Genomic DNA, 14,866 nt, shown 5'->3' on the forward strand with positions numbered 1-14,866 from the left:
TCATTGTGATCATCGGCTTTAAAGAACATGGGTGCCATCTGTGAAGTTGTCCCGGATTGCTGCGGCCGTCACGGCTGCCGCCATCGCTCCGGCGGTTCTGCTCGCCTCGCCGGCCTTCGCCGCCAACGGCGACGCTGCCGCGCAGGCCACGCCGCCCGCGCCGACGGCGCCGGACCAGGCCCCGGCCGACCCGTCGGCGGACAAGCCGGCCGACAAGCCCGCCGGCCAGGATGAGCAGGCGACGGAGGACCGCATCGCGGTCCTGCGGATCATGCACGCGGCCATGCCGGGCTCCGCCGTGCGGCGCGAGGGGAGCAAGGCGCTCGACGCCGGCCCGGCGGCGATCCGGGTCTTCCTGGAGATCGGCCAGCACGTGGCGCGCGCCGAGGACGACGCGGTGGAGATCTCCCGGATCATCAACGACCCGAAGTCGGGCCGCGCGGTGCGCGAGGCGGCGAAGAAGGCCCTGAAGGGCACGCCCGCCGAACTCCGCGCGTTCCTGGAGACCGGCCAGCACACGGCCCGCGCCTCCGACGACCGGGTGGAGATCGTCCGGATCATCTCCGCTCCGGACGCCGGCCCCGAGGTCCGCGAGCAGGGGGAGAAGGCCCTCAACGGAACCCCCGCGGAGCTCCGGGCCTTCGTGGAGACGGGCCAGTACACGGCCCGCGCCTCCGACGACCGCGTGCTCCTCGCCCGCCTCGACCAGGCCGACGACGGCCCCATCCTGTCGGCGGCGATCAGCAAGCTGCTGAACGGCTACCCGACCCCGGCCGAGCTGCGCCACTTCCTTGAGGTCACCCAGCACGAGCTGCGCGACCAGGACAACCGCGTCCGTATCGCCCAGATGCTCAGCGGCGGTGGTCCCGAGCTGGTGAAGGCGGGCCTCGCCGCCCTGCACGGCACCCCGGCGGAGCGCGCCGAGTTCCTCAAGACGGGGCAGCACGAGGCACGCGCCAAGGACAAGAAGGCCGCTGAGGAAGCCGCCAAGCCCACCCCGGGTACCCCCGGAACCGCCGGCACCGGCACGGGTACCGGCACCGGCGTCCAGCAGGTCGCGCAGACCGGCACCGGCACCGGCAGCGGCACCGGCAGCGGCAGCGGCACTGGCACCACGGGCACGACCGGCAACGGCGGCGTGACCGCGAACGGCACCAGCGGCTCGCTGGCGTCCACGGGCGCCGACGCTACGGCCTGGACCGCCGCCGGCGCGGGCACCGCCATCGCCGCGGGCGCGGGCCTGGTGCTCGCCGCCCGCCGTCGCCGCCAGGGCCTCGGCGCCTGACCGACGGCACCCCACGCACCGTGCACCGGCGGGCGAGGGGGCGCGGCCCGAGAGGCGTGCCCCCTCGCCCGCCCCCGTACCCGGCCCCAGGTCAGGCCGCCGGGATGATACGGGTTTCCCCCGGGGGATGGACGTCAGGCAAGATGGGGTGTATCTGCCTGCCCACCCATCGATCTGCCGGACGGTTTCTCTTGGCTGAGTTCATCTACACCATGCGCAAGACGCGCAAGGCGCACGGCGACAAGGTGATTCTTGATGACGTCACCCTGAATTTCCTGCCCGGCGCGAAGATCGGTGTGGTCGGCCCCAACGGCGCCGGTAAGTCCACCGTTCTGAAGATCATGGCGGGCCTGGAGCAGCCGTCCAACGGCGAGGCCTACCTCTCGCCCGGCTACAGCGTCGGCATCCTCATGCAGGAGCCCAAGCTCGACGAGTCGAAGACCGTCCTGGAGAACGTCCAGGACGGCGCCGCCGAGACCATGAAGAAGCTGCACCGCTTCAACGAGGTCGCCGAGCTGATGGCGACCGAGTACTCGGACGCGCTCCTCGACGAGATGGGCAAGCTCCAGGAGGACCTGGACCACGCCAACGCCTGGGACCTCGACGCCCAGCTGGAGCAGGCCATGGACGCCCTGGGCTGCCCGCCCGGCGACTGGCCGGTCACCAACCTCTCCGGTGGCGAGAAGCGCCGCGTGGCGCTCTGCAAGCTGCTGATCGAGGCCCCGGACCTGCTCCTCCTCGACGAGCCCACCAACCACCTCGACGCCGAGTCGGTGAACTGGCTGGAGCAGCACCTCTCGAAGTACGCGGGCTGCGTCATCGCCGTGACCCACGACCGGTACTTCCTCAACAACGTCGCCGAGTGGATCCTGGAACTCGACCGCGGCCGGGCGATCGCGTACGAGGGCAACTACTCCACGTACCTGGAGAAGAAGGCCACCCGCCTCAAGGTCGAGGGCCGCAAGGACGAGAAGCGCCAGAAGCGGCTCAAGGAAGAGCTGGAGTGGGTGCGGTCCAACGCCAAGGGGCGCCAGACCAAGTCCAAGGCCCGTCTGGCCCGCTACGAGGAGATGGCGGCCGAGGCGGACAAGATGCGGAAGCTGGACTTCGAGGAGATCCAGATCCCGCCGGGCCCGCGCCTCGGTTCCATCGTCGTCGAGGTCAACAACCTCTCCAAGGCCTTCGGCGACAAGGTGCTGATCGACGACCTGTCCTTCACCCTCCCGCGCAACGGCATCGTGGGCATCATCGGCCCCAACGGCGCCGGCAAGACCACGCTCTTCAAGATGATCCAGGGCCTGGAGACGCCGGACTCCGGTGCCATCAAGGTCGGCGACACCGTCAAGATCAGCTACGTCGACCAGAGCCGCGCCAACATCGACCCCAAGAAGACCCTCTGGGCGGTCGTGTCGGACGAGCTGGACTACATCAACGTCGGCCAGGTCGAGATGCCGTCCCGCGCGTACGTCAGCGCCTTCGGCTTCAAGGGCCCGGACCAGCAGAAGCCGGCCGGCGTCCTCTCCGGTGGTGAGCGCAACCGCCTCAACCTGGCGCTGACGCTCAAGGAGGGCGGCAACCTGCTGCTCCTCGACGAGCCCACCAACGACCTCGACGTCGAGACGCTCTCCTCCCTGGAGAACGCCCTGCTCGAATTCCCCGGTGCGGCCGTGGTCATCTCCCACGACCGCTGGTTCCTCGACCGGGTCGCCACGCACATCCTCGCGTATGAGGGTGACTCCAAGTGGTACTGGTTCGAGGGCAACTTCGAGTCCTACGAGAAGAACAAGATCGAGCGTCTCGGCCCGGACGCGGCCCGTCCGCACCGCGCCACCTACAAGAAGCTCACCCGAGGCTGAGAGGTATGGCCAGACATCACTACCAGTGCCCCCTGCGCTGGTCGGACATGGATTCCTTCGGCCACGTCAACAACGTGGTGTTCCTCCGCTACCTGGAGGAAGCGAGGATCGACTTCATGTTCCGGCTCGCGCCGGGGGAGGGCAGCGAGTCCTTCACGGGCGGGTCCGTCGTGGCCCGGCACGAGATCGACTACAAGCTGCCCCTCGTGCACCGGCACGAGCCGGTGCTCATCGAGTCCTGGGTGACCCGGATCGGCGCCGCGTCCCTGACCATCGGCTACGAGGTCAAGGACGAGGCGACCGACGACGCGCCCGAGAAGATCTACGTGCGCGCCTCGACCGTCGTCGTGCCGTACAACCTCGCCGAGGGGCGGCCCCGCCGCATCACGGACGAGGAGAAGCACTTCCTGGAGAAGTACCTGGACGAGCCCGCCCTCTCGGGCTCCGGAAGGCGCCTCGCCGCATGAACGAGTGGCTGCGCTTCGCCGACTCCGGGGAGGCGGCGGACCTCGCCGCCTTCCTGGGCCGGCTGGTGCACTACGACCGCGCCGCCGCAGTCCGCCTCCAGGCGGCACCCGCCACGCCGCGGGGCGCCGGGGCGGGCGGCGGCGCGCTCGCCGTTTTCGGACGGCCGCCGTCCTTCGAGGTCCTGGCCATCCGGACGGTACGGCTCGCCGTACCCGTCGGCATGCCGCTGGACCTGACCGTCTCCGCCGGTGAGCTGCTGGAGTCCGTGGACGAGGCGGCGGCCGCGGCCGCCGTGCCCGCGGCCGTCACCGGCCCGCCGTGGGCCGGGGTGCTGCCGCCGCGGGGCGGCTGGCAGCAGGTGCCCGGGTTGCCCGGCTCCGAGCAGATGCGGGCGGCCGTCTCCGCTGCCGTCGCCGAGTTCCGGGAGCGCGACGAGGCGCTGCCCGCGCAGCACCGCACCCGGTCCGAGCGCGACCGCATCGGCCGCGAGATCTGGTCCCGCACGCTGGGCGACACCGAGCTCCCGCTGCGCGCCGTGCACGCCGCCCAGTCCCTCGGCTTCCTGCGCCCGGTACGGTCCGCCGTGCCCGCCACCGCCACCGCCCCGGCCCGCGGCATTCCGGCACCGGCCGCGCCCGACCCGGTGGCGCTGCTCGCCGCCGGGAGCTGGCTGAGGCTGCGCACCCCGTACGGGTCCATCGCCACGCGCCGCCCGGGGAACACCGGCGGCTTGGGCGTGCTGCAGGTCCGGCCCGTCTAGTCCGGCTCCCGTTCCGGTGCCGGCTTCCGGTTCCGGCGCCCGTATCGGTTCCCGTTCTGGTTCCGGCTGCCGCTACCGGTTGCGGCCGCCCGCGGACGTGCCCGTACGCCTCAGCCCGTGGTGTTGATCATCGAAGCGGCCGCGTACGTCAGGTACCGCCACAGCTGCGCCTCGTGCTCCGGCGCCAGGCCGAGCTCGTCCACCGCCACCCGCATGTGCTTCAGCCACGCGTCGTGCGCCGCCGCGTCCACCTGGAACGGGGCGTGCCGCATCCGCAGGCGCGGGTGGCCGCGGTTGTCGCTGTAGGTGGTCGGACCGCCCCAGTACTGCATCAGGAACAGCGCGAACCGCTCCTCGGCGGGTCCGAGGTCCCCCTCCGGGTACATCGGCCGCAGCAGCGGGTCCTCGGCGACGCCCTGGTAGAAGCGCCGGACGAGGCGGCGGAAGGTGTCCTCGCCGCCCACCTGCTCGTAGAAGGTCTGCTCCTGAAGCGTGCCCCGCGGAATCTCATTCACCACACCATCGTCTCAGACGCCCGGACGGAGGACCGGGGACGTAGGACCAAGCCCGTTCGCACGCCCGGGCCGCCCGCAGCACAGTGGAGGCATGGGTGCACACTCCTCACACCCCTCACACGCCGGGGCCCGCGATCTGCTGGAGACAGCGCACGCCGCCCAGGTACGGGAGCTGACCGCCGCGGGAGTACTGGAGGACCCCGCCTGGCGGGCGGCCTTCGCGGCCGTGCCCCGGCACGTCTTCGTTCCCTACTTCTGGACCGGCCGCGGCGCCGGCCACGAACGGCTCTGGGCCGAGGACCCCGATCCGGAGCGGCGGGCCCGCTGGCTGCGCGGGGTCTACGCCGACACACCGCTCGCGACCCGGCTGCGCGACGGTGAGCTGGTCTCCTCCAGCAGCCAGCCGTCGCTGATGGCGAAGATGCTGCACGCCCTGGAGGTGCGCGACGGCGACAACGTACTGGAGATCGGCGCGGGCACCGGATACAACGCCGCCCTGCTCTGCCACCGGCTCGGCGATGAGCTGGTCACCACCGTGGATCTGGACGAGGAGATCACCGAGTCCGCGCGGGCGCACCTGGCCCAGCTCGGCTACCGGCCGACCGTGGTCACCGGGGACGGGGCCCGCGGCTGCCCCTCCCGGGCGCCCTTCGACCGGATCCTGGTGACCTGCGCACTGCCGTTGATCCCGCACGCCTGGCTCGGGCAGTGCCGGCCCGGGGCGAGGATCCTGGCCCCCCTGTCGACCGGGCTGATCGCGCTCACGGTCCGGGACCCCGACTTCGCCGAGGGCCGCTTCCTGCACACCGCGGCGTACTTCGTCCCCTTGCGCGGGGCGACGGGGACGCTCCCGTCCGCCCCGGCCGAGGGCGAGCAGGGGATCCCGTACGAGCTGGTGGAGAACGAGCGCTTCCAGTTCATGCTGATGCTGACGGCGGGTGTCCTGCACCCGCGCGAGGCCCTGGATCTGTGGCGGCGCGAGGGACGGCCGGCGCGCGAGCGCTTCGGGGTCACGGTCACCGCCGAGGGCCAGTGGGCGTGGCTCGACGATCCCCAGGGACCGTACGCATGGCCCCTGGGGCAGACGCGGACCGGCGGCTAGTGCCGCGGGACCGCGGTATCAGCCGCGGCGGACGGTGATCGTGGTCCAGGCGCCGACGTGGACGCGGTCGCCGTCGCCGAGCGGGACCGGGACGTAGGGCTGGATAGGGTCCTCGCCGCCGTTGATGGTGGTGCCGTTGGTGGAGTTCTGGTCCACCACGGCCCAGCTGCGGTCGGGCTGCTGGACCAGCACCGCGTGCTGGTGGGAGACACCCGGGTCCTCCGGGGGCACCGACAGGTCGATGTCCGGCGACTCGCCCGTGGACGCGCGGCGGCGGCCGATGGTGATCTGGCTGCCGGAGAGCGGAAGGTGCTTCTCCGGGGAGTACGCGGGCAGGTTGAGGCCGGCCGCCTCGGGGCCGCTGCGCTGCATCATCGCCATGAAGTACGAGCGGTCCGGGCCGATCGTCGCGGTCCAGGAGCCGCTGCCCTGGGGCGGGAAGGAGTGCTGCTGCGGGGGCTGGTACTGCTGGTACTCCTGCGGAGGCGGCTGCTGCTGGTACTGGGGCTGCGGGGACTGCTGGTACTCGTGTTGCTGTTGCTGTTGCTGTTGCTGTTGGGGCTGGTGCGAGGGCTGGGGCTGGGGCTGGGGCTGCTCGTGCGAGGGAGGCGGCAGCAGCCAGTCGTCCTCGCGCTGAAGGGGCTCGGCCGGGCGGTTCACCCGGGACGGCCGGGAACCCTGGTACTCGAAGTGGTCCTGGGAGTAGGAGCCCGAAGGCTGCACAGGCGGCCGCGGCGGCGGGGGAGGCGTGGCGCCGGCGTCCGGGCCGGCCGCGTGGCCCACCGCTTCCGGCGCGAGCGGGGCGTACGAGGTCGCCGTACGGGTCAGGAAGTTGTACCGGCACTCCTCGCAGAACGGGGCCATGGCCTCGCGCGGGGTCCGGCACTGCGGGCAGAGCTCGGCCTGGGTCGTGGGCTCGCCGGCGCTCGGGGGGAAGCCGTAGCCGTAGGAAGGCGGCGTCGCAGGGGTGCTCTCCGGGGCGGTCATGCGGTGGCCGCAGACCTCGCACCAGTCGTCGGACGCGGACTGGTGCCCGTTCGGGCAGGTCGGCATGGCGGCGCTTCCCCCTTCTTCTCCCTGCGGCATCGCGTCAGGTCTCAGGTGTCTCAGGTCTTCTTCACTCGGACGGTCTGCGTCGAACGCGTTTCAAGAGTCATCTCGTCGGCATCGGCGACCTTCGCTTTCAGCCGCACAGTACCCGCAGCCGCGTCGACGACATCGACCACCTTCGCCAGCAGTTTGGCAGTGTCCGCGTTCCCGGAGGCACTGGCCAGCTGCACGGCGCGGCCGAGTTTCGCGGTGGCGTCGTCGATATCACCCACTTTGCGGGCTTCCAGGCCCAGCTGGATGGCTTGTGCGAGTTCCGCCTGCCCGGTGTAGTGGGCGACCTGCGGGTTGATGGCGGTGGAGGCGGCGAGGTCGTCCGTCCACACCGCGCGCACCAGGCCCTGGGCGAGAACGGTCGGCGGTTCGGCCGTCGCCTGTCCCGTGGCTGCCGGAGATCCCGCCGGACCGGTCGCCCCGGGCAGCACGAGCGAGACCCGGGCGGCGAGCATCTCCTGGCCGATGTGCGCGCTCGGGACGCGCAGGCACACGTGGTACTCGCGGGACTCGTCGCCCCACGCGCCGGTCGGGTAATCGCCGGCGCGCGGGCCCGCCTCGGTGCGGCGGGCGGTCAGGTCCTGGACCGCGGGCGAGACCTGCTTGACGTACTGGATCTCCACCCCGACCGGGGTCCACAGGCGCAGCGCCACGTCCGCGACCTCCTTGCCCATGACGTTCTCCATCATGCGCGTGAAGTCCTCGGTGAGGTGGGCGGGATCGGCCACGATGTCGGCGGAGCCGAGCAGGGCGCTCGCGATGCCGGTCACCTCCTTGACCTCCCAGTCGGTCCCCACGCCGCGGGCGTCGCAGGTGAAGCGGCCCGCGCAGGCGTCGAGGGTGGCGCGCAGGACCGCCGGGTCCTCGTGCTCGTTGCGGCCGTCGGTCAGCAGGATGCCGTGCCGCAGGGCGGCGGGAGACCGGCGCAGCAGTCCGTCGGCGAGGCGCAGCCAGGTGCCGATGGCGGTGCCGCCTCCGGCGTGGAGGCCGCGCAGGGCCGCCTTGGCCTGGGCGCGGGTGGCCGGGTCGGCGACGGCGAGGCGGCCCTGGCCCGGATAAATCTCCTTGGCCACGTGCGTACCGGCGATCACGGCGAAGGAGGTGCCGTCGCGCAGGGTGTCCACGGCCGCGGCCGTGGCCTCGCGGGCGCCGCGCATCTTGTCGGGCGGGTACTCCATGGAGCCGGAGCAGTCAACCATGATCACGACGGCTGCCGCGCCGTGGGCGGCCACGCGGGTGGCGGCGGCGCCGCCGGTGGCGGTGACCGTGACGATGGCGTGGACGTCCCGCCCGCCCTCGGGGAGGAACTCGTTCTGGTACACCTCCACGCTGAAGCGCGGGGCGCGCGGCTTGGCGAAGTTCGCCATCGGGTGACTCCTCGGGGCTCGGGCGGGCGGCTCGGGCGGGCAAGGCGGGCGGGCGGCGCGCACGCGGCTGCGGGCAGGCGGCTCCGGGCGGGCGCGCAGGCGGGTCACACCTGGGGGCGTACTTCCGCCGCGGCCGCCGGTTCCGACCGGTGTTCCGGTTCCGGTTCCGCCGGTGGCTCCGCTCGCGCCGCCGGCTCCCGGCCCGGACCGGGCCCCGGCGGTGCGGCGAACGGCACGATCGCCACCGTCACGTTGTCATGGCCGCCGCCGTCGAGGGCGTGGCCCACCAGGACCTGCGCGCTGTGCAGCGGCCGGGCGGCGGCGTCGACGGGCAGTACCCGGGCCATCTCCCGCGCGGATTCGGCGTAGTTCCACAGGCCGTCGGTGCAGACCACGACCACACCGGCGTGGTCCGGCTTGAAAGTGGCGGTGTGCGGTTCGAGGTCGTAGGCGTCGGCGCCGAGCCAGCCGGTGATGGCGTGCGCGCGGGCATCGGCGTACGCCTCGGCCTCGCCCATCAGGCCGGCGGCGACCATCTGGGCGGCCCAGGAATCGTCCTCGGTGAGGCGGCGGGGCAGGGCGGCGCGGTCGTCGGGCACCCAGTAGGCGCGGCTGTCGCCCACCCAGCCGATGGTCAGCAGGCCGCCGCTGACGACGGCTCCGACCAGGGTGCAGGCGGGGGCGTTCTGGGCGCCGGGGCTCGGCGGGGCCAGGGCGTTCACGGCGGTGGCCGCCGCCAGGATCGCCTCGTGCATCGCCTCCTGCGGGTGGGCGCCACGGGGGAGCGCTTCGAGCAGGGCCTCGTTGGCGGCGCCGGCCGCGGCGGCCGATGCCTCGTCGGGACGGCTCGCGGAGGAGACGCCGTCGCAGACGATGGCCACGGTGGCGGCGGAGCCGTCGGGCAGGGCGGTGGCCGCCACGGCGAAGGAGTCCTCGTTGCGGTGGTGGCGCAGCCCCCGGTCGCTGACGGCGGCGACGCTGCCGAGCTCCTCTTCGAGGTGGTCGCGCTCCCGGGGCTGGGCGTGCCCGCAGTGTTCGCAGTACCCGTCCGTGTCGACCCGCCCGGACCGGCAGGCGACGCAGGTCTTCGCACCCTCCGCGGGGCCCTGCGGGGCGTCGGCGTGCGGGGCTTCCTGCGCGGGTGCGTACGAGGGTTCCTGCGGAGCTTCGTACGGGGCGTCGTGCGGCGGTTCCTGTGGGGCTCCCGGTGCCGACCCCGCGCCGCCCTCCGGGGGCGCGGCCGCGCCCCACGCGGGTCCCTCGGGCGGTGTCGCGCCACCAGCCGGGCCCTGCGGGACGGCGCCGTAGGGGGCTTCGGCCGCTCCGAACGGGGCTTCGCCGGGGCCCCACCGGGTTCCCTCGGAGGGTGTCCCGGCGCCGGCGCGGAGGTCGTACCGGGCTGCGGGCTCGTCCGCCCGGCCCGGGGGGACCGTGCCGTACGGGGCTTCGCCCGGGCGCGGCTCCGCTTCCGCCGGGGCCGTCGCGGCCCAGCCGCCGGGGTCGTCGACCAGCGTGGGCGCGGCGGCGGCCACGCTGCCCCAGCCGGGGGCGGCCTCGCCGACGCCGTGGGCCATGCCGGGCGCGGGGCTTCCGTACCCGCCCCCGGAGGGGCCCGGGCCGGAACCAGGCGCGCCGCCCGCTCCGCCGCCCGCGGCCGGGGTCCCCGTGGCGGGGGGGTCCGGGGCCGGGGTGATCGGAAGGGTGGGCCGGGGGTCGGACGGCGCCGGGCCGCTGACCGCGTAACCGCAGACCCCGCAGAAACGGTCACCCTCCTCGAAGGGTTCCGCGCAGCTGGGGCAGCCCGACGGCCGATGCATCGACATCACTCACACCCACGTCCGGGGACGGAAACGGTTTGCCCGCTCCACCAGTTCGATCCTCTCATCGCCCCGCTGCGCCAGCCGTGCGAGAACGCGGTACGAGCGCTCCAGGCCGAAGCGCAGGCTCCGCTCGTCCAGTTGACTGCCGAGCAGCGAGGTCCGGCCGAGGTCGGAACCCCGGCTACCCGACAGTACCCAGTCCAGCGCCGAGCCCAGAACCTCGGTGGTGAGCCGTTCGAGCCGCTGCGGGTCCAGTCCGAGCCGCCGCAGCGCCTCCACCTGGTCGGAGGCGGCGATCAGATCGGGCAGCAGCGGCTCGTCGGGGGAGCGGTCGCGCAGACGTGCGCGCACGGCCGCCACCCGCGCGGCCGTGTAGTGGATGGAGGCTTCCGGTACGGATTCCAGCGTACGCACGGCTCCCGACCGGTCACCGGCGGTCAACTGGACCCGGGCCAGCCCGAAGGCGGCGCTCACGAATCCCGGATCGGTGGTCCACACCAGCCGGTAGTACTCGGCCGCGTTGTCCAACTGGCCCAGGACTTCCGCGCACACCCCGAGAGCCAGCTTCGGCGCGGGCTCGCCCGGGAAGGCGTCGTAGATCGCGTCGAAGGACAGGGCCGCGATCTCGTCTTCACCGGTGGCCAGCGAGGCGATCCCGCGGGCCCACACCACGCGCCAGTCGTCCGGATGCCGGGCCTCCAGCTCGGTCAGCGCGGCTCCAGCGGCGGCCAGTTCGCCCAGTTCCAGCCGGGCCCGAAGTTCCCGCAGCCGCAGCTCGGCGGAATCGGCCGGAGCCGAGCCCAGCGCGGCCAGCAGGTCGGCCGGAGCGGAGGTCAGCAGCCCGGCGAGGAAACCGGCATTGGGATCGCCCGCGTCCACCAGCGGTACGGGCAGGGCCAGGGCGGTCTCGCGGGCGTCGGGCGTGACGGCCGTCGTGGAGGGTGGCGGCGATACGGGCGCCGGTTCGGCCTCCGCACCCCGGACCGGAACCGCCGGCGCACCCGCGGACCTGAGGGAGACGGGGGACACGGGAGAAACCGGGGGCGCGGGGGAAACCGGAGGCACCGGCAGCACCGGAGGCACATGGGACACCGGCGCCGGCCGGGGCCCGGGCACCGGCGCCGGCGCACCAGCCACGTGCGTGGCCGATGTGCCGAGCCCGGGCAGCGGCGCCCCACCGGCCCCACCGGCCGCAGGGGAACTCCCCGGCCGGTTCGGTACCACCGGCACGGCCGCGCCGCCCGGCGGGGTGCCGTCCGCGGAGGTACGCGCCCATAGCCCCGGCGCGCCAGCCGAAAGCGGCGCCCCACCCCCAACCTGCGCGCCGCCGCCCGGAACCTGCGCCCCACCCCAGACCTGCGCCCCACCCCAAACTGGCGCGCCACCCGGAACTTGCGCCCCACCCGAAAGCGGCGCGCTCGCCCCTGGTGCGGTCCCGGGTGTGCCCGGGGGCCCGGCCGCGCCCCCCTGCGGGCTCGGGCCCGCCCCTCCGTCCGGGCCGGACGGTACGGCCTCGGCCCGGCCGGAGCGGCCGCGGCCGCGCGGCCCCCACCACCCGACCCGCCGGGGGGCGGCGGTCCGCACGCCGAGCCGGGACACCTCCGCATCGGCCTCGTCGGCGAACAGCCGGGTGTCCGGAACCCGCAGCTCCGGCCCGAAGAGCGTCGACGGCTGCGGTCGCGGGGTGCCCGTCTGGAGGGCCACCACCTCGCGCAGCACACCCGTCAGCTGGTCCGCCATCTCCTGCGCGGAGGCGAACCGCCGACCCGGATCCGGGTCGGTCGCCCGTACGAGCAGCCGGTAGAAGGACTCGTACCTCCCGAACACCTCGATGTGGCGCGGGTCGGGCAGCGAATCCACGAACACATTGGTGTAGCCCTGGAAGTCGAAGGTCAGGACCGCCAGGGTCCGCGCCACCGTATAGAGGTCGGAGGCGACCGAGGGACCGAGCTCCGCGACCTCCGGCGCCTGGTAGCCGACCGTGCCGTAGATGGCCGACTCTTCGTCGTCCATCCGCCGCACCGCGCCCAGGTCGATCAGCTTCAACTGGTCCTGCTGCTGGATCGCGTTGTCGACTTTGAAGTCGCAGTACAGAAGGTTCCTGCTGTGCAGGTGGCCGAGCGCCTCCAGCGCCTCGATCCCGTAGGCGCACGCCTGCTCCACCGGCAGCGGATCGCGTCTGCGGTCCGGCCGGCGGCGCTCGTTCGCGATCTCCTTCAGTGATTTGCCGCCCACGTACTCCATGACGATGTAACCGTCCAGCGAACCGGTCCGCTGGTCCAGGTGCTCCACGAAGTTGTAGATCCGCACGATGTTGGAGTGTTCGATCTCCGCGAGGAAGCGCCGCTCCGAGATCGCGGCCTCCATCGCGTCCTGGTCCCCGGTGTCCAGCAGGCCCTTGAGGACCACCCACCGGTCCGAGACCGCCCGGTCCACGGCGAGGTACACCCAGCCCAGACCGCCGTGCGCCAGGCAGCCGGCCACCTCGTACTGGCCGCGCACCACGTCACCGGCGCGCAGCTTGGGCACGAAGGAGTACGGGTGCCCGCACTTGGTGCAGAACCCCTCAGTCCGGCCCGGCCGATCACCGCGTGCCCGGCCCACCGGAGCCCCGCAGTCCGAGCGGGAGCAGTACCGCTTGTTCTCGGGAACCTCCGGGTTCCGCAGCACGGCCGCCGAAGGATCCGGACGTGGGACTTCCGGTACGTTGACCAGCCCGGCGCCCAGCCTGCTGCGCCCCGAGGGCGGCGCCGCCGAGCCCGAACTGCGCACCGAAACCGAACGGGTGGACGCGGCCGTTCCCGACTGGGAGCGCGACAGCCGTCCCGACACCGAGCGCCGGGAGGAGGACGAACGCGACGAACGCGACGAACGCGCGGAGCGCGCCGAGGCCGAGGACCGCCCGTAGCCCTGAGATCCCTGAGAGCCATGTGACCCCTGGGAGTTACGAGAGCCCTGGGAGCCGTGTGAGCCACGGGCCCCGAGGGACCGCCGGGCCGCGCTGGTCATGCCCGTCGGCGGAGACACCAGCTCCTCGGCACCCGCCGCGACGGAGCCGGCCGGCGCCAGCCCGCAGGTGCCGCAGTACAGCTCCCCACCGCCCATGTCCTCATACGCGCCCGGGCATCCCGGGCGCCCGCACGTGGTACCGGTGAGGCTCACGCGTCCCCCTCCCCCGGCCCGTCAGGCCGGGCCTGCTGCGGCACCAGAGACTCGGCCGCCGCCTGCTGGTACCGCAGCACGGCCTGTTCGGCGGCCCGCAGGTCGCAGGGCGCGCTCCACAGCATCCGCCGGGCCGTGTCGTACCGCTCGATCAGCAGCGGATCCTCCGCCATTCCGAGTCGGGCCATCTTCGCCTTGTACGCGTCGAGTCGCCCGCGCAGCTCGGCCCGTACTGCCAGGGGCGCCGTCACCGCCGTCAACGACTCACGGGCCCGCCGCAGTTCCTCCTCCGCCCGCTCCTCCAAGGACTCCAGGAGCGGAGAGAGCCGGTGCCACCGCGCGTGCCGACGGTGCTCGGCCGCCGCCGCCAGCTGTTCCTGGAGCACCGTCGGGGGACCGCTCACCGCCGGCACCTCGGACGCCGCGATCTTCGCCAGCACCTCGCCGCGCGCCGTACGCGCCTCCGCCAGGGTCCGGTCGGCCCGGGAGAGCACGTCGCGCAGACTGATCAGCCGCTGCTCGGCATCCTGGCGTACGTCGAGGACCGCCTCCACCTCCCGGCGTACGTCCTCCAGCGCGAGCGCGGCCCGGTCGTAACGCGCCGTGTCCGGACGGCCGCCACCGGGCGCCGAACTCCCCGAACCCGGCAGCCAGAACGCCAGCGGGTCCGTGATTACCTGCGCCCGCAGCTCCGCCAGCTCGGCGGTGATGGCCTCCAGGTCGTCACCCGAGGGGTGCTCGCCCGGGCGCACGCCCACCGAGTGGGCCAGCGAGCGGGTGCGGTGCAGCTCGGCGGCGAGCAGGTCGATCCGGGCGGGCAACGCCGACCACACCGCGTCGGCGGCCACCACCACGTCCAGCGAGCTCGCGTACAGCTCATTCATCCGGGCCACCAGCGCGGCGAGCGACAAGCGTTCCGCCAGCGCCGCGCCTTCCACCCCGGCCCCGGCGATCAGCACGCCGGGCCCGCGCAGCCGCTCCGTCAGCTCGGCCAGGTCCTCGCGGCTCGGCCAGCGACGCCGCGCCCGGACCTCCCGGGCGGCGGTCAGTGCCCCGCTGTAGGCGTCGAAGTACGTCCAGAGCCGGGTGATGGCCGCGTCGGCGGCCGCCCACCGCTCCTTGGTGACGCCGGTCAGCCCGGCTCCTTCCAGCAGCCGGCGCCCGGCGTGGTCCTGGAGCGCGAGCAGCGAGGTCTCGACGGCCTCGTGCTCCGCGCCGAGCCGCGCCAGCGCACGGTCGACATCGTCCCGGTCCATCACTGCCGATCCCGCTTCCACTGACTGCGCCTCCGCCTCGGCCCCCGCTTCTGCCGCCGCTTCCGTCCCCGTTCCTGCCTCCGCCCCCGATTCTGCCTCCGTCGCCGTTGCCGTTGCCGTCTCCGGCTTCTGCTCCGGCTTCCCTTCCGCCCGTGCGTTCCCGCGCGCGTGCGA

12 protein-coding genes are annotated in these 14,866 nt (G+C 73.6%); 6 read left to right on the forward strand and 6 right to left on the reverse strand.

The window, feature by feature from the left end; genetic code table 11:
* Positions 1-46: 46 nt before the first annotated feature.
* From ACWDX7_RS03575 to ACWDX7_RS03590, 4 genes are all read left to right on the forward strand, one after another.
* Positions 47-1,285 (forward strand): ALF repeat-containing protein, encoded by a 1,239-nt coding sequence (locus tag ACWDX7_RS03575; protein ID WP_451749399.1) that lies wholly within the window; start codon positions 47-49, stop codon positions 1,283-1,285.
* 191 nt (positions 1,286-1,476) lie between these two features.
* Positions 1,477-3,141, forward strand: coding sequence for an energy-dependent translational throttle protein EttA (ettA, locus tag ACWDX7_RS03580; RefSeq protein ID WP_451488439.1), 1,665 nt, complete (start codon positions 1,477-1,479; stop codon positions 3,139-3,141).
* Positions 3,142-3,146: 5 nt separating this feature from the next.
* Positions 3,147-3,608 carry an acyl-CoA thioesterase gene (locus ACWDX7_RS03585; protein ID WP_451488438.1) on the forward strand — a complete coding sequence of 154 codons (462 nt, stop codon included), beginning with the start codon at positions 3,147-3,149 and terminating at the stop codon, positions 3,606-3,608.
* Positions 3,605-4,369, forward strand: coding sequence for a hypothetical protein (locus tag ACWDX7_RS03590; RefSeq protein WP_451488437.1), 765 nt, complete (start codon positions 3,605-3,607; stop codon positions 4,367-4,369). Before ACWDX7_RS03585 ends, ACWDX7_RS03590 begins: the two co-directional genes overlap by 4 nt.
* 110 nt (positions 4,370-4,479) lie before the next feature.
* Here ACWDX7_RS03590 and ACWDX7_RS03595 read toward each other — a convergent pair whose 3' ends face one another.
* Positions 4,480-4,884, reverse strand: a complete 405-nt coding sequence (locus tag ACWDX7_RS03595) for a globin (RefSeq protein WP_451488436.1) — start codon at positions 4,882-4,884, stop codon at positions 4,480-4,482.
* 91 nt (positions 4,885-4,975) lie between these two features.
* On the opposite strand from ACWDX7_RS03595, the gene ACWDX7_RS03600 reads away from it, so the two are divergent.
* Positions 4,976-5,986 carry a methyltransferase domain-containing protein gene (locus tag ACWDX7_RS03600; RefSeq protein WP_451488435.1) on the forward strand — a complete coding sequence of 337 codons (1,011 nt, stop codon included), beginning with the start codon at positions 4,976-4,978 and terminating at the stop codon, positions 5,984-5,986.
* Between the two features lie 18 nt (positions 5,987-6,004).
* On the opposite strand, the gene ACWDX7_RS03605 is transcribed toward ACWDX7_RS03600, so the two are convergent.
* From ACWDX7_RS03605 to ACWDX7_RS03620, 4 genes are all read right to left on the reverse strand, one after another.
* Complete coding sequence (locus tag ACWDX7_RS03605) at positions 6,005-7,039, reverse strand: FHA domain-containing protein (RefSeq protein WP_451488434.1); 1,035 nt, start codon at positions 7,037-7,039, stop codon at positions 6,005-6,007.
* A gap of 53 nt (positions 7,040-7,092) precedes the next feature.
* Positions 7,093-8,454, reverse strand: a complete 1,362-nt coding sequence (locus ACWDX7_RS03610) for a vWA domain-containing protein (RefSeq protein ID WP_451488433.1) — start codon at positions 8,452-8,454, stop codon at positions 7,093-7,095.
* A gap of 104 nt (positions 8,455-8,558) precedes the next feature.
* Positions 8,559-10,277 (reverse strand): protein phosphatase 2C domain-containing protein, encoded by a 1,719-nt coding sequence (locus ACWDX7_RS03615; protein WP_451488432.1) that lies wholly within the window; start codon positions 10,275-10,277, stop codon positions 8,559-8,561.
* A gap of 3 nt (positions 10,278-10,280) precedes the next feature.
* The gene (locus ACWDX7_RS03620) at positions 10,281-13,046 is read right to left on the reverse strand and encodes a tetratricopeptide repeat protein (RefSeq protein WP_451749405.1); all 2,766 of its coding nucleotides are present in this window, start codon (positions 13,044-13,046) and stop codon (positions 10,281-10,283) included.
* Here ACWDX7_RS03620 and ACWDX7_RS03625 point away from each other — a divergent pair.
* Positions 12,982-13,182: a hypothetical protein gene (locus tag ACWDX7_RS03625; RefSeq protein ID WP_451749509.1), complete on the forward strand. Its 201-nt coding sequence runs from the start codon at positions 12,982-12,984 to the stop codon at positions 13,180-13,182. The genes ACWDX7_RS03620 and ACWDX7_RS03625 overlap by 65 nt on opposite strands.
* A gap of 250 nt (positions 13,183-13,432) precedes the next feature.
* Here the strand turns inward: ACWDX7_RS03625 and ACWDX7_RS03630 are convergent, their stop codons facing one another.
* Entirely contained in the window at positions 13,433-14,692 is a 1,260-nt protein-coding gene (locus ACWDX7_RS03630) for a hypothetical protein (protein ID WP_451488431.1), read from the reverse strand.
* Positions 14,693-14,866: the final 174 nt, after the last annotated feature.

It is taken from the genome of Streptomyces sp. NPDC003034, from assembly GCF_053591375.1.

What these genes read in the sequence shown, in the direction of transcription:
- ACWDX7_RS03605 (WP_451488434.1), bottom strand. Translation starts at nt 7,039, where the DNA reads ATGCCGACCTGCCCGAACGGGCACCAGTCCGCGTCCGACGACTGGTGC.
- ACWDX7_RS03585 (WP_451488438.1), top strand. Translation starts at nt 3,147, where the DNA reads ATGGCCAGACATCACTACCAGTGCCCCCTGCGCTGGTCGGACATGGAT.
- ACWDX7_RS03615 (WP_451488432.1), bottom strand. Translation starts at nt 10,277, where the DNA reads ATGTCGATGCATCGGCCGTCGGGCTGCCCCAGCTGCGCGGAACCCTTC.
- ACWDX7_RS03610 (WP_451488433.1), bottom strand. Translation starts at nt 8,454, where the DNA reads ATGGCGAACTTCGCCAAGCCGCGCGCCCCGCGCTTCAGCGTGGAGGTG.
- ACWDX7_RS03630 (WP_451488431.1), bottom strand. Translation starts at nt 14,692, where the DNA reads ATGGACCGGGACGATGTCGACCGTGCGCTGGCGCGGCTCGGCGCGGAG.
- ACWDX7_RS03590 (WP_451488437.1), top strand. Translation starts at nt 3,605, where the DNA reads ATGAACGAGTGGCTGCGCTTCGCCGACTCCGGGGAGGCGGCGGACCTC.
- ACWDX7_RS03600 (WP_451488435.1), top strand. Translation starts at nt 4,976, where the DNA reads ATGGGTGCACACTCCTCACACCCCTCACACGCCGGGGCCCGCGATCTG.